This window comes from Lamprocystis purpurea DSM 4197 (assembly GCF_000379525.1).
GTDB lineage: Bacteria > Pseudomonadota > Gammaproteobacteria > Chromatiales > Chromatiaceae > Thiodictyon > Thiodictyon purpureum.
On record NZ_KB902553.1, the window covers coordinates 124,805 to 139,173 of the forward strand.

At 62.4% G+C, this 14,369-nt stretch carries 12 protein-coding genes and 1 pseudogene; all 13 read right to left on the reverse strand.

What is annotated here, in order from left to right:
• Positions 1 to 59: 59 nt before the first annotated feature.
• A complete protein-coding gene (locus tag A39O_RS0128845; RefSeq protein ID WP_020508128.1) occupies positions 60 to 1,250 on the reverse strand; it encodes an alkaline phosphatase family protein in 1,191 nt (396 codons plus the stop codon).
• 365 nt (positions 1,251 to 1,615) lie between these two features.
• Positions 1,616 to 5,863: a hypothetical protein gene (locus tag A39O_RS0128850; protein ID WP_020508129.1), complete on the reverse strand. Its 4,248-nt coding sequence runs from the start codon at positions 5,861 to 5,863 to the stop codon at positions 1,616 to 1,618.
• A 316-nt stretch (positions 5,864 to 6,179) separates the two neighbouring features.
• Complete coding sequence (locus A39O_RS43745; RefSeq protein ID WP_083924958.1) at positions 6,180 to 6,362, reverse strand: type II toxin-antitoxin system MqsA family antitoxin; 183 nt, start codon at positions 6,360 to 6,362, stop codon at positions 6,180 to 6,182.
• Positions 6,355 to 6,540, reverse strand: coding sequence for a DUF4258 domain-containing protein (locus A39O_RS41380; RefSeq protein ID WP_157640490.1), 186 nt, complete (start codon positions 6,538 to 6,540; stop codon positions 6,355 to 6,357). The genes A39O_RS43745 and A39O_RS41380 overlap by 8 nt, the downstream gene beginning before the upstream one ends.
• 377 nt (positions 6,541 to 6,917) lie before the next feature.
• Positions 6,918 to 7,436, reverse strand: a complete 519-nt coding sequence (locus A39O_RS41385; RefSeq protein WP_157640491.1) for a hypothetical protein — start codon at positions 7,434 to 7,436, stop codon at positions 6,918 to 6,920.
• A 41-nt stretch (positions 7,437 to 7,477) separates the two neighbouring features.
• Positions 7,478 to 7,723 (reverse strand): annotated as a pseudogene (locus A39O_RS0128860) (transposase zinc-binding domain-containing protein); the annotation flags it as partial.
• Between the two features lie 153 nt (positions 7,724 to 7,876).
• Positions 7,877 to 8,539 carry a zinc-ribbon domain containing protein gene (locus A39O_RS39590; protein WP_157640495.1) on the reverse strand — a complete coding sequence of 221 codons (663 nt, stop codon included), beginning with the start codon at positions 8,537 to 8,539 and terminating at the stop codon, positions 7,877 to 7,879.
• A 132-nt stretch (positions 8,540 to 8,671) separates the two neighbouring features.
• The gene (locus A39O_RS41390) at positions 8,672 to 9,238 is read right to left on the reverse strand and encodes a hypothetical protein (RefSeq protein WP_157640497.1); all 567 of its coding nucleotides are present in this window, start codon (positions 9,236 to 9,238) and stop codon (positions 8,672 to 8,674) included.
• A gap of 1,380 nt (positions 9,239 to 10,618) precedes the next feature.
• Positions 10,619 to 10,831, reverse strand: coding sequence for a type II toxin-antitoxin system HicB family antitoxin (locus A39O_RS39600; protein ID WP_083924962.1), 213 nt, complete (start codon positions 10,829 to 10,831; stop codon positions 10,619 to 10,621).
• Positions 10,821 to 11,081: a type II toxin-antitoxin system HicA family toxin gene (locus A39O_RS39605; protein WP_083924963.1), complete on the reverse strand. Its 261-nt coding sequence runs from the start codon at positions 11,079 to 11,081 to the stop codon at positions 10,821 to 10,823. Before A39O_RS39605 ends, A39O_RS39600 begins: the two co-directional genes overlap by 11 nt.
• 299 nt (positions 11,082 to 11,380) lie before the next feature.
• Positions 11,381 to 11,815, reverse strand: a complete 435-nt coding sequence (locus A39O_RS43325; RefSeq protein WP_051088908.1) for an IS66 family transposase — start codon at positions 11,813 to 11,815, stop codon at positions 11,381 to 11,383.
• Complete coding sequence (locus tag A39O_RS35680) at positions 11,815 to 12,990, reverse strand: IS66 family transposase (protein WP_040529009.1); 1,176 nt, start codon at positions 12,988 to 12,990, stop codon at positions 11,815 to 11,817. Before A39O_RS35680 ends, A39O_RS43325 begins: the two co-directional genes overlap by 1 nt.
• 506 nt (positions 12,991 to 13,496) lie before the next feature.
• On the reverse strand, positions 13,497 to 14,369 hold an 873-nt coding region (locus A39O_RS35685), incomplete at its 5' end, for an IS91 family transposase (protein ID WP_020503789.1).

The window sequence follows — 14,369 nt, forward strand, 5'->3', positions numbered from 1 at the left end:
AGAGATCAATAACCGAGGCGCCCCCGAATGGACTTGTGTGGTTTATGCGTGAACGGCTCCTAAACCCGCAACACACACAAAGGCACCAGCAGTTCAGTCGCACTCAAGCCGCCATGCTGGCCGATGAGCGCACGGGGTTCCTCGCAGGGGAGCAACTGGCGCAGGATGCGGTGGTCCCGCGGCAGCAGGCAATAGTCGCCGATGCGCTCGGCAAAGCGCGGATGGGGGCGGCCCCGACCGAAATAGCCGGCCGCCACCAGTTCGGCGCTCGGGCAGACGTCCACCAAGGTGCCGAGCGGCCCCCGGCAGTAATCCAGAAAGGCCGACTCGCGCCCGGCACGCAGGTAGCAGAAGGCGGCCCGGGGTTCGCCGCATAGCGGCAGCATCAGGCACTCGGCCAACTCCGGGTGGTCCGCCAGGTCGATCAAGTCCGTGGGACCGGTGTCCACCTGGCCGTGATCGGCGGTGACCAGGATCAGCGTATCGGTGCCGGCGGCGGCCGCCAGGAAATCGGTGAGGGCCTGCTCGATCTCCCGCAGGTGAATGGCGGCGGTCGGGCTGTTCATGCCCTGGTGATGGCCGATGGAGTCCAGTTCAGGCCAGTAGCAATAGAGATACTTGCGCCCCCGATCGCGCCGCAGGGCGCGCGCGGTCTGGCGGAACAGGTCGGGCAGATCCGCGTAACCCAGGACATGGGCCGGCCCGCTGTGCGCCTGATTGAAATCCGATCCGGCAATACGCTTGGGGGTGACGATCAGCGAGCGGGTGCGGATGCGCTCGGTCAGCGGGCGGCTCCAGAACAGCCGCTGCGGATCGAGGCCGGCGCGTCGGTAGGGGACCCCGCCGTAGCGCGGCGTTCCGGGCAGCACCGTCATCACGCAGGCGAGTTCCGCAAACCAGGTATACCAGCCGGTCAGGCCATGCTGGAGCGGTCCATCGCCGGTGAGAAAGCTGGGGATGGCGGTGGCCGTGGTGCTGGGAAAGGTCGAGGTGAGTGCACCGCGCCGATGGCGGCTGAGCAGCCCGTCCGGCGAACGATGCCGCAGCCAGGCATCGCCGAGCCCGTCGATCACCAGCAGCATGACGTTGGTGGCCCCGGCGAAATCCGGCGCGGGCAGCAGGGCCGCACCCGGATAGGCGCTGCGCCCGCCGAGTGCGCCGATGATGGAAGCCATCAGGTTGACGATGCCGCCGCCGGCATAATCCGGCTTCAGGCCGGGGACCGGGTTGGTCTGGACGTTCTGGATCATAGGACGTTCAAGGTTTCGACGCTCAATCTGGTGGCTTGGGAACCGTTCACTCATACGCTGAACAAGTCCATTCCGGGTTGCGTAGTCAGGGCTTCCAGCCCTGACTGTTCCAGCCCCGACGCCGCCAGGCCAGGATGGCCTGACTACGCACTTTCAAGGTAAAGTCTCGGCCTCCAGTGTGCCACTCCCGCGCTCTGGAGGCTTTAACGTCAAAGTCAGTCCGGAACCTTGTGGGAGCGGCGTCCCGCCGCGATGCGGTGCCGAGGTGACCGCTAATGCCGCGGGGACGCGCCCGGCCCCGTCGCGGCGGGACGCCGCTCCCACAGGTTCGCGACGCGACTTTCGCTGTAAAGCTAACCCTCGACTTAACGCTGCTCCGGGTGTTCCTGCCCCATCGCCCCGCCCGGCCCGGTCTTCGGCTCGGCCGCACGCCAGAGCACGGGTCGGGAGCAACTGTCCCAACCCCAGCGCAACCAGCGTAACAGACGTAAGGCCAGCCAGAGCGCCCAGCCGAGCATGAGGCCGCGATAGACCCACATGGGGACGCTCACCACCGAGATCTCTGGCAGGGCGCCGCTGGTGCGGTCCTGGTACCAGTTCAGCAGCGTGCCGGTCGAGCCGTTGCCCATGATCTGCATCGCCGGCCGACCGAGCAGCCCCTGGGAGACGGCGCCGACCAGGCCGATCAGGGCGGCGAGCGTCAGCACGGCCAGGGCGGCCTGCGTCAGGTTATAGCGCCAGCGCCGCACGGTGCCGCCGTCGCGGCGCCGCAGGCCAAGGGCGAACAGCCAGCCGACCACCAGGACCAGCACCCAGATTTCCGCCAGGCTGAGGCCGATGCCGAGCAGCAGCCAGTCATGCGTCTTGAGCGGCGTCAGCCGGGTGCGCCCGAGTGCGAATGCGAACCCGGTCAGCACGACCAGCACGCCCCAGAACACCACCACCGGGCCGATCCGCGGGCCGCTGGTCCAGAGCACCCAGCGCTCCGGCGGCACACGCATCGCAAGATTCAGATTGACCGCCGGTTGACCCAGCTCCGGCAGGACCGGCGCGATCCGCGGGCCGGTCCCCTCGGGCACGCGCCAGTGCACCGCGACCGACTGCCGGCCCGGTGACAGGGGGATTTCCAGGGGCGCCCCGACACGCGGCAGCGGCAGGTCCAGGCCGTTGCTGGTCAGGCGGGTCGGCTCGGCTCCGTCCGGCAAGGTCAGGGGGAAGGTCCCGCCCTGGGTTCCGCGCAGCCGCAGCACCAGTTCATGCTCGCTGGCGCGGCGTCCCAGGGTCACCAGCAGATTCACCCGGTCCAGCGTCAGGGTTCGGCCCGGCACGGCCTCGGGGCGGCTCAGGGTCAGTGTCAGAACTTCGCCCGGCAGTGGCCGCCAGGTGGGCAGCCAACGCTCGGCCGGGCTGACCTGATTGATCGGGGCCGGACCGCTCCATTGCAGGTGCCAGCGGGGGCTGAGGTCCAGGGTCCAGGATTCGCTGAGTCGCGGGTCGACGCCGGCCTGGAGTCGCAGGGCGGCGGCGCCCGGTTCGAGGGTCGAGGTCCAGCCGGCCGTCGTCTCGCCGGAGGCCAGATTCACCAGGATTTGGCCGTCCTGAACCGGGACGCCCGCGGTCTGGACCGACTCGCCCGGCAGCAGCGCCACCGGCAGCGAGACCGGTGAGCCCGCGGGTGACAGGCGCTGGACCAGCGTTTCCACCCGCCAGTCGAGTGCGATCCGCAGGGTGCGCTCCACCCGCAGCAAGGGAGGGAGTGCGCCCTGATCCAGCGGGCGCTGATCCGGATCGCCGGTCGGCGCGACGCGGACCAGGCGCAGCAAGGCGCCGGGCCGGCCGGTCGGATCCAGACCCTCCAGGGTCCAGCCGGTCAGGGTCGAGTGCAGTTGGCGGGGCGGCAGCGGCAGGGGGATCTCGAATTGGGCGGTGTCCGGCAGGGGGCCGCTGAGGTCCAGACGATGGCGCCCCGCCGGCACCGCGACCAGGAGTTGGTCGTCCGCCCCGCGGCGCAGCCCGTCCAGCGGGGCGCCGTCCAGTTCCACAGATTGCGGCAGCCAGCCGCCGGGTCCGCCCGGCACCGGGGCCGCCGTCGGCACGGCGGCGTCCAGGATCAGGGTCAGGTGCAACTGCTCCGGGTCCGCCGCCAGCGACAGATCGGCCAGGTCGACACAGTGCGGCAGGCAGTCCGGGGGGGCGAGCAGGCGGGCGCGCAGTTCCGTCAGCAGCGCCTCGTCGGGCAGCTCAGCGGCGCCGGCCGGCGCGGCACCGGGGCCGGTCAGCGCGGCGGCGCCCAGCACGGCGGCCAGGAGTAGCGCGGCGGGTCCGGCCTGATTGGTTTCGGCCCCCGCGCGGCTGAATGGGCGCGGGGGCGGTGATGTCGGGTCGTCCGGCGTCCCGGCGGCCGGGAGGCGGCCGATCAGACCGGCCATGCGCAGCCCCAGGAGCACCGTGAGCAAGGCGCCGAGCAGCGACCACACCAGGTGCCAGCCGGGCCGCAACACCCACAGGTCGACGGTCTCGGCCGGCTCCACCGGCCCGTTCCAGACCAGATCGAACCGGTTCCACTGCCAGTCCGGAATCCCCATTCCGCTCTGCACCAGGGCATCCGGGTCCGGCCGATCGGGCGGCGGGGCGGCGGGAGCCCGCTTGGCGGCGGTGGTGACGGACTTCATCCGGCTCATGATCCCGTCGTCCGCGTCGTTGCGCATGACTGACTCATCCGCGGCGGGCGCGGGTGCGGGTGCGGCGTCCAGTGCGGATTCCGCCTGGAACGGGAGCTCGATCCGCTGTTCGAACGCCCCGACGAGGCCGCCGGAGGGGCTGGAGTCGGCATCCTGACCCGCCCCCAGACCGACCGCGGGACGCTCCAGATGGGGGTAGAGTCCGGTGCGGACCTGACCGGCGATGAAGGGCAATCCGATCAGCACCAGCGCCAGGAGACTCAGGCGGAAATACCAGTTGACCGGTCCACGCAGCCGCGCGGTCGCCGTGCCCGGCGGGCCCCCCGGCAGCAAGTGCAGCAAGGCGGCGCCGATCAGCACCGCAATCCAGACCAGTCGCGGGGCGTCCGCGACCTGCCAGGTGAGGGCCAGTGCGGTCAGGGCCAGCACACCCCAGGCGGCGCCCCACAGCCGACCTACGCCCAGACTCAGGATCAGCACCAGAAACAGATCGAGCAGGGTCCAGCGGCCGATCCAACTGTTCGGCAGGTTGTCGGTTCCGGAGGTCGCCAGCAGGTCCCAGCCGGGCGGCAGAAACAGCCGGGTGTGGATACTGTTGAAGTCGAGCCCCCAGCCGGACGCCGGCAGCGACCGCGGGGTCGTCTGCTCCCCGGCCTCGATCCGGCTGTCGGCGACCAGGTCCAGCCGGTCGCGGCGGACCTCCACGCCGGGAGCCTCCTGCTCGGTGAGGCGCGTGATCAGCCGCGGTGTGCCGTCCACCTGGACCTGCCCCAGGGTCAGGGGAGCCGTCGCGGTCAGCCGCCAACTGCGGGTGAGGGTGCCCGCGATGCGGTCGCTCAGGCTGTAGCCGTCGCCGTTCAGGTCCAGCCACAGATCACGCTCCAGGCGCAGCCGATCCGGGCCGGGGTCCGGATTGCCGCGGCGCCGCTCCTCCAGCGTCAGTGTCTGCCCGGCGGCCAGACGATAGGCCGGCAAATCCAGCCAATCCGCCGGGACGCCGGACTGGCGCGGGTCCACCGCCGGCGGCCCGCCCGCCGTCACCTGTCGCAGGTCGGGCCGGGCGGCGAAGGACCAGATCTCGAACTCCGGCCAGGGGATCCCGGTGTCCGGTCCGGCGGCGGGGCGGGCCAGAGACTGAATGGATCCCGGGATCTGAGACTCGAACTCCAGCACCCAGTGCCCCGGCCGCACCTGGACCCGCAGCGTTTCGCCATCGACCCGGGCGGGCAGGGGGCTCTGCACGCGCAGCGGGATCGCCCCCGGCAGCAGCACCGGGCCGATGCCGACCTGGCGGGCGCCGCCCGCGACATCCAGTTCCAGGCGGGTGGTCACCCGTAACGGCAGGTCATCGTCGATCCGTCGATACACTGTGAGCCCCAGCTGGTCACCCTCTTCGCCCGCGGTCGGGGTCGGATCGGCCAGCCAGAGCCGACCGTCGCGATCCACGCGGGGGAAGGCCACCGGTTGTCCGTCGCGGGCCAGGGTCAGCAGTCCGACCATCGCCGGCAGCGTCAGCCCGTCCGGCGGACTGGTCCAGACGAACCGGCCGCTCAGGTCATGAGCCCCCGCCGCCAGCCAGGTCGTGGGTGCCCCATCGCGCACCAGCACCGGCACCGCTTGATCGCCGTCACGCACCTCCTGTGGCCAGGTCTGCGTGTCGCCCGGCAGCGGCACCCAGGTCGGCGCGGCGACCTGCCAATGCTGCGTAAAGGTCCCGCCCTGCGCGCCCAGATCGAGCGCCAGCCGGCCCGGCCAGGCGCAGATGCGCGTGCCGTCCGGCGCGGTGCCCAACGGGCAGTCACGCTGATCCTGTGGATGCAGCACCCAGGGAATCCAGTCATAGAGGGCCGGCGGGACCGCCGGCTCGGCCGCGCCGGCCGGAGCGGGGAGCAGGATGAACAGTGCAAGCAGGGAGGGCAGAATCAGGTGCATGGCCGGACTCGCGGATGGGGTGGGGGAACCGGTGATTCAGGCGATTGCCGGAACCGCCTTAGCTTACCGTGAAAGTCGCGCAGCGACCCTGTGGGAGCGGCGTCCCGCCGCGATGAGGCCGGGCGCGCAGCCGCAGCGTCGAGGTCACCGCAGCACCGCATCGCGGCGGGACGCCGCTCCCACGGCAATTACGGTGATAGTTTACTAAATGCAAATAATGTGACGTTACTTCACGTACCTATTGGAGCCAACCTTAGATCGGCAGCAAGCTGGTTGCGTTCAAGGCCCATCCGCATTCAGTGCCTTTAGTAAACTGTCACCGTAATCGGTGCATGGTGTCTGCTGTCATGTAGCTTTCACCACAATGCGGGCAGCTTACCACGGGAACATTCTCAATTACCAAAAGATGATCGCCATTTCCGTAACTTCTGGCAACCCTCCGAATTTCAGAGCCCTCTTGACCGCATATGTCGCAGATAACTTTTGGCCTGTTACTCATCTTTAAATACCATGATAATGATGACCATTTTTTCGTTTGGACTCATCTTTACAACGACAATTATTTGATGCTCATCAAGGGATGGACCGCGGATCAAATATTTCCATTCTGCCTTTTCGTTATCTCTTTGCCTCTCAATAATTTCTCCAGCCAATATGGCACATTCAACATCGAACATCGACAATTGATCCTAATCCATTTCTTCTTCAGCGTGAATTGTGATAACATATCGATTAAGTCGAACGCAATTCTTAAGCTGTATAAGGACCGCTTCAAACAAATCTATTTACCGCGTGGTTGCATGGGTTATACGAGCCTAACGTGCAACCTAAAGCGACTCAAACCGCGCGCTGCGAGGCCGTTGCAAGTTACCGCGGAGTCGAACGCGCGGTTTGGGGTCGCTTTTTAGGTGCGGGTTAGGCATTTCTTTCTTTAGTATTCCCAGAGTACCGTGGTCTGTCTCGGGTGTTCGTGCGGGCATTCGTGTTAAAGATGAGCAACATTGCCGAAGAAATGCCCGATAAAATAGCTGGCGCCTGATATCAGAATCCCCGGTCAAATACGGGACGCCAAGAAGTGTCCGGATTCATTCCCTTTAAGTTTAGCTGGCCTATCAGTTGAATTTCGATAAAGTGCTTCGGTTGTAACGGCAACCAGCAGGGATGGCAGCGCGAGCCAAAAAAACGATACTCTGGTCATACCGATAGCCATCGCGACAACTCCTGAGAGAGCAATAAGTATTCCAAAAAGGCGGTCGAGACGGCGAATTCTTCGTGCAGACCGCCAGTCACCGAGCACCTCGCGTTTGAACGCCTTGAGGTTACCTACTCCTGAAAGTTCCCGAAAATCCTGCTTGGCGACATCAATCGTAGTACGCAAGCTCTTAAGGTCACCTTTAGAAAAGCAAAGCACTTGAAGTCGGAGGTCTTCGAGTTGGAATTCATCGGCATCTTGCGAGTTAGGAATATTATTTCCGCACTCATTGATCAAAAGTCGGATCGCTTCGTCGCTTTCTTGCGGACCGAACAAAGCATTTGCAACCGCTTCAGTGTCCGGACTCAATCGCGGTGCCATTCTGATCTTACCAAGCCTATGTGTAACATCATCCTAACGTTGTTGCGGTAGGAGTTGTAGCTGATTTCCTGATAGCCGCACTGGTCGCATTGATCGATGTGCCCACCCAATTCCTTGGTCCGGCAATTGGCCAGCGCGGTCAGGGCCGTGCTCTGCTCGCGCGTCAGGGTGTGCTCGGCACGATAGGCCGGACCATAGTCCCGGAACAGGTCGCCGACTTGAAACGGGGGGTGGGTCGGGTCCGCCGTCACCGCCTCGGCGCCGGGGTTGGCAGCGTGGCTGTTCATGCTGACAGTATAGCTGCCGACGCGGACGACGGCTGAGATCAGCCGCCGTAGGGTGCGCAATGACTCAGGTCGGCGCTTGTTTCTATTACTATTTAGTCCAACGTTAGAATTCAGCGGCGGGCCGCCGTGTGGCTCGTCCGCTGGAATGAATTGTTAGCCATGTTTCTTTTCTTCAAGTGACAACAAACGTTTCCACAAAACATGGAGCTTTTCCTTTGCGTTATTTTTTATTTCAGATAAGTGTCTTTTTAAGAACATCCGAACCCGTTCGAGTTGCTGTCTATGAAATACTGATGCTTCAACCAAATCTAGGCAACATTCGGCTATTTCTATATCTTGGTCAATGGTTCGGTCTGGAATGTGGAATAGATCTTCATATTTCTTTCTGGATTGTGCAATGCCTTGCTGTTTTTTTCGGCATGGAACACATCGAATACAGTTGGAATCTAGACCAAAACCAAGGTCCTCATACCAATATCTTTGTTCCTCTGCAAAAAATATGAATGACTTACCGCAGTCGCGACACTGCCTTTTTACATCGAAATAATGGGTTACTGGAACGGTAGCTGGGATTTGTTTTGTTAAGTTAGCTAGGATTGCAGTATCTGGGATGCGACATTCTTTAGGCGAGTGCCAATGCAGAAAAGTATCTCCCCCGTATTCGGTTTCTGGATTGAGGCCAGTAATTCGTGGCAACTGCCCGAATCGTGGATGCGTTACAAACCCTGAGTAATCTTGATCTATTGGTGTCATATTTTTTTGATGGCTAACGCCCACGATCAGCGCCCCGCGCCACCCCACAAAACCCGAAAACACCGAGTCGCTTCGTGGCGCAGGTGCGCTGGATCGAGTTGTTGGGCAAGTATGTTAATTGAGAATGTCGGGCAACGATAAAGCCGTTGCCCGACCTACCCGGCTGACCCCATGGATTTGTGCATATCGAACCAATTAGAGGCTATATGTACTCAGAGATGAATTGACTGTGGTTCCCCTTACTTCCTTCAATGGTCCTGCCAGAAGACCTGTCCACCAAAAGACCTGCCATTCAAAGGCTTGAATAGGGCGGTTGTTTAAGATTGTCGAAACGCCCCGAAGCAAACCTGTACCGTTGTCACCTTCACCCACATTGCATCCTGCAAGAAAAACTGTAGCATTTTGAGAAAGTAACCCGTTTAATTTCATCAATTTCTTTTCTGCTGGCCCTGTTAGTTGGCTTTCTCCCGGCTTGGTGATGGGGATCCACCTAAGCGACTTCGTTCCACTCCACTCACACTTCTTACCTGCACCAATTGACTGATATCCAGCCATTCCATGTCCGAAAATAGTGAGAAAGTCTAATGTTCTCCCATTTGTAATTACATCATTAGCGCATGCATTGATCAGATCATCGATATTAAATATTTTTTTTGTGTACACCCCCATGAGCTGATCCACCCAAGTCAAAGAATCCCATTTAGGGTGGTTACCGTCTACTACCCATAGATTTGCACCGGCAAACGGTGGGGGAAGTCTCATAGTATTACCTCAATATTGTTAGTGGCTAGCGACAGAGTAGTACATCTTGGAAATCTAATCAGTTTTTTTAGATCAGTACCTTTACCTAGATGAGCTAACGCATTGCTAAGCTCTGTAATTTTTTATCTAGGACTTCCACATGAGTATCGCACTTCGTCATGATTGTATCTCCTTTGAAAGGTCGGTAATGAAAAGTTCTCGACTGCACCAACCCAAAAATACAGTCGAAAAAACATACAAGTTACATCGCATCGATGGAGTCAGACTCACTTTATTTGGATGCCTCTGCCGTAGGGACGCCGGTTGCCCGGCGCCCCCGGCGCAATCCCGGACGTGCAGTTTTCCCGCATCCGGTTCTTCGGTTGTACTCACATTCGCGCGGACCTTCACAGTTACCCGTTACAAGGCCCAGTTGTTATTATCATGAGAAAACCCCCGGCTTTGCCGGGGGACCCTAAAAGTTTGACTTTTCCGGCATGCGATGGACATGGCGCGACGCTAGGTTGAGATCGGACGGTGCTGATCAAGAGCGACAGCCCGTTTTTCGATCAGCAGCGCCAGACGCTTGGTTGTGACCTCGTTCTTGCAGCCAGTCTTAACCGATCGCGATTAGGCCCCTTTGAAGGGCCAGCGATCGAAAGCCCCCGGCTTTGCCGGGGGATCATTACTGCCCTACAGTGAGGTTGGCTCGTGTTTACCCGATCCTGCATGTCCGGCACGAGTTTCCTGTGTGAGCTGCGTACTTCCGTCGGGTCCTTCGCCCTGTGGCTGGCTTTCCCAACCTCCGACTACTATGCCCGATAAGACACCTCGCTGGCATACGGCCGTTACCGACCTGCCTGGTCGCTCCATGCTCGACGACTCCACCCGTGCCCACGCCGTTTCCGGGTTCATCACCCTGTCGTGTCCCAACACCGACGGTTTCATCATCTCGCTTAATCCAGGAACCAACGGGGCTTCCCGAGTTCTCCGACGTCTCTCTTTCTGCATACAATGGCCTGAGGACTCCGGCGGACCTCCACACCCCAGCCACTGCGGGTGCTTCGTATTGCCTTCCAGGACGTTAAAACTGTCGGCATCCGCAACAAGCCTATTTCGAAGCTGTACCAGCACTTCAGGGAACGCGATTTCCCCTACGGTCTACAGAATGCTCTGTGTACGCTTGCCCTGCAATATTGTTCGCGGCTTACGCCACTCCGCAGCAGGACCAACACTCGATACGGGCGGGCAGCTAACCCTTACCCGACGGGGACTTGCACCCCGCAAGAGACGCCGAGCTTTGCTCGGCGCGATAACGTGAAGGCTAAAGCGGCGCGCGCCTGCACGGAGCCTGCGAATTAGCACGACGCCCGTGGCGCGCGCTCGCTTTTCAGCCAAAGGTTAGGCATACATTAGTCTTCCCCGCGGTTCCGGTATAGTCCGCCCGAGTTCGCAAGCCGTCTCTATCCACTCCTGTATAACAATTTCGGCGTTTTCTAAAGCCTTCTTATAGCTATTGCCGTCCGCCATGCACCCCGGCAACTCAGGAACTTCGGCAATATATGCGCTATCCTCTGCGCTCCAGTAGATGATAATTTCGTATTTAGCTGACATCGGACTCACCAAGCTTGTATTTGAGGATGACGCCGCGAACCTGCTTGACTTGATAGGGCTTTGCCTTAGAACCAATCGGTTGCAGATTCAAGATTTCTTCGATGTCTGGCCTTGTGAATATGAAATGATCTCCGCGGACGCGCTCAGCGAATCCAAGCCGCTTCAGAAGATTGCATAAATCCTGGAAATATACATTTGCATCAGATGTGCCGGCCAGTACAGACTTGAGCAATTTCTCTGCTTTTCCCATCAGACTGTTATCCTGGTTTGCAGGCTAAAGTGGGTGTTCGCAGAATCGCGGGGGGCTAGCTTTTCCATTATATTAAATTCAATACCTTGCGGATTACTGACCAGTCGTTCTTCCTTGCATGATCATCTGGCGCGAACGAAATCTCGTCAAACCACCTAAAGCCCACTGCTTTTCTAGGGGTCCCGTCTCTCTTAGGTGTGGAGATGTAATTTTCATAAATTGCTGAGACACGTATAGCCAGATCTTCACATGTATAAACATAAAAATCTGGAAGCTGCTTTTCGTGAAGATGTAATCGTTCAGACCCCCACCTGCGGCAGGGGGGCCAGCGGCAAGCCCTGGCGCCGGTCAGTGATCGCTTTGACCAGGTAGGTCCAAGGCGAGTGCTGGCGTTGCCGACAGGTGTCGATGACGCTGGCCAACAGGGTAAAGGCGCGGGAGCCCACGGCGGTGCGGGTGCCGTGGCTAAGGCGTCGGGCGATGACCCAATGGCGCAGCGCACGCTCGGCCGCGTTGTTGGTCAACGGCAGTTCCGGGTGCTCAAGCACGCGAAAGATGGCGTCCCAGTCGCTGAAGAACTCAACGGCGAAGGCCTTGGTCTTGTCATGGCGATGCCCGAGATGCGCCTCGACCGCCCGGCGCAAGGTCTGAAGCTCCTGGGCATAGGCGCGGGGCAGGTCCACCGCCGCGCCGTCGGGTGGCGGGTCCTCGCGGGCCGCGTAGATCGCCGCCATCAAGGTTTCCAGCGTGGTGCGGACCAAGTGACCAAAGGCCCGGCCCCCGCGTCGTAACAGTCCACCAGTCCTTGTGCTTTGCGCAGCAGGTGCGCCCAGCAGCGCAGGCGGCGCGGATACCCGCGGTAGGAGAACCAGCCATCGCTCATCAGCCACCCGGTGAAGCCGTCCAGCACCTGCGTGACCGTGGCCTTGCCGCGTCCGGCGATGACGTAGAGGGTGGTGGTGGCCGTGAGGAACACCCACAGCCACCGACCTTGCTCCTGTTGCGGCCAGGAGGTCTCATCGGCATGGAGCAAGCCGCTCGCGTGGATGTCGGCCAGCAGGGTCGCTTCGACCGGTGCCACCACCGCGGCGGCCTCGTGCAGCGTCTGGTGGATGGTCCCGATGCTCAGGTGCACCCCCAACCAGTCGTCAAGGAATTCGTGGATGCGCGCCCGCGAGAGGCGAAAGCGCAGGCTCAACGCGACGATCAAGGTCGCCAGCCCCGGGCCGACCAGCCGCCATTCGCGCAGTTGGACGCCCTCCAGCGTGGGGTCGTCCGCGACCTGCATGGGCTGCTCGCGGGTGTGGTGCCCGCAGGCGTCGCAGCCCGCCTCAAAGAAGCGGTGATCGACCACGCGCAGCCGCACGCCCGGCTCCTTGGGGTCACCCCAGACCAGATCGAGCGATTGAAACCCGGTGTAGCAGACGGCCGCGGCCGCCGCGAGCGACGCCTGACAGCCGTGACAGGCCGTGGGACGATGCTCCTCAGTGGCATGCGCGGTGAAGACCTGCGTGCGCCCCACACCCGGCGTCCCCGGCTGCTTGCCCGGCTTGCGCTTCGGACGCGCGGGCGGTGGTGTGGGGTCGCCCGACGGCGGGGCGCCCGGTGGCTCAGCGGCAGCGTCCGCCGCACGGTCGTCGTCCCGCGCGGTGGCGTCGCGCGACGGCGCGACCGCGTCGTCCTCGTCCGCGTCGGTGTCCGATGCCGCGGTCGCGTCCACCCCCGGGCGATCCCAGGGCGCACGACTGCTCGGCGGTCGGGAACTGTTGTTTGGATTCTGTTGCAGACGCTCTTGGGCTTCCTTGAGATCCGCCAACAACGTCAACGACAGCGCCCGCAACGCCGCCTCCGGCAGGCGCTGCAGGTACCCGTCGTCGAGTTGTCGCAGATCGTGCTGGCTGAGCTTCACGTCACGTCTCGCGCGTTCGCAGGCGGCCTCAGAAACCTAGGGTCTTGGTGCACTATGTTGCCACGATCGCTCGCCAATGTCTCGCAGATCGCTGTTTTGATGTGGGGGGTCTGAACGAGTACGTGAAGATTAACTAAGACGACAAACGACTAAGCGTTTATCCGCCGTGCGCGCCGCACTGATCTCCGGTCGTGGCACGGCGCCTGGCGCGCACGACGGATAAACGTTTGTTGGACTAATCCGATCCTGGCACGGTGCCCGCTACGGGTGCGGCGTTCTTTATATATAGGGAATTGTATCCCCGAGCCCAGGGTCGCCGGCCGGTGCCGGGCGGTCTTTCAGCATGTGGGCAACGGTCGGAGCGGCGCAAAGCGGGCATCCGAGGGGGGCCGCGGGGCTGACGCGAGGGCGATGTTGGGACGATTGTAGACCATTTTCCAGCGTGGGGGCGAGCGCGAGCGCAGGCCGCGCGCGGCCTGTCCAGCGTGACGGATGCGCCGTAGTGCTTAGGCTGGGGCAGGCACGTTCATCACCCCCGACCCACGCCGCTGTGGGGCCAGGCGCAGGGTCACATGCAGCCGTCCGGTACGGCAGGTGGGACACGGATAGCCGTCAAAGGGTGCGCTGACCGCCGGTGCTGCGGCAGGTTCCGGTGCCGGGGCGGCGAGTGCCGTGCGGATCAGCGCCAGACAGCGCACCCGGCAGCGGTTGGCCAGGAAGCCGAAATGCCGTACGCGCATGAACCCTTTTGGGAGGACATGCAGCAGGAAGCGGCGGATGAGTTCCTCCCCGCTCAAGGTCATCACCTTGTTGCGATTGTCGTCACGGTAGTCCTTGTAGCGCACGTCCACCGTGGCGTCGTCTTCATCGAAGCCCAGTAGCCGACGGTCGGACAGGGCGATGCGATGGCTGTAGCGGCCAAGATAATCGATCACCGTCTCGGTGCGGGCCAGACAGGGTTTGGAATAGACCACCCACTCGGGTTGCATGAGGGCGTTGAGGACCCGGTCGACCTCGTGCGGTGTGATCCGCGCCAGTCGCCCCTCCTTGCCCGCCCGGCGCAGTCGGCTCACCAATCCCCCACGGAAGTGGCGCGACAGCGCCCGCACCGGGAACAGGTAGGTGCTCTTGGCCGGATGCCAGGTGCCGTCAGCCCCGAAGGCTCCGCCCGGCACCAGGCAGTGCAGGTGGACATGGCGCGTCAGGGTCTGGCCCCAGGTGTGCAGCATGGCGGTCATTCCCAACTGCCCGTTCAGCCGCTTGGGGTCCGCGCCGAAGGTGGATAAGGTCGCCCACACGGTCTCGAACAGCAGGTCGTAGATCACCTCGGGGTGGACCTCGACCCAGCCGTTGAGGGTGTCGGGCAGGGTGAAGACCAG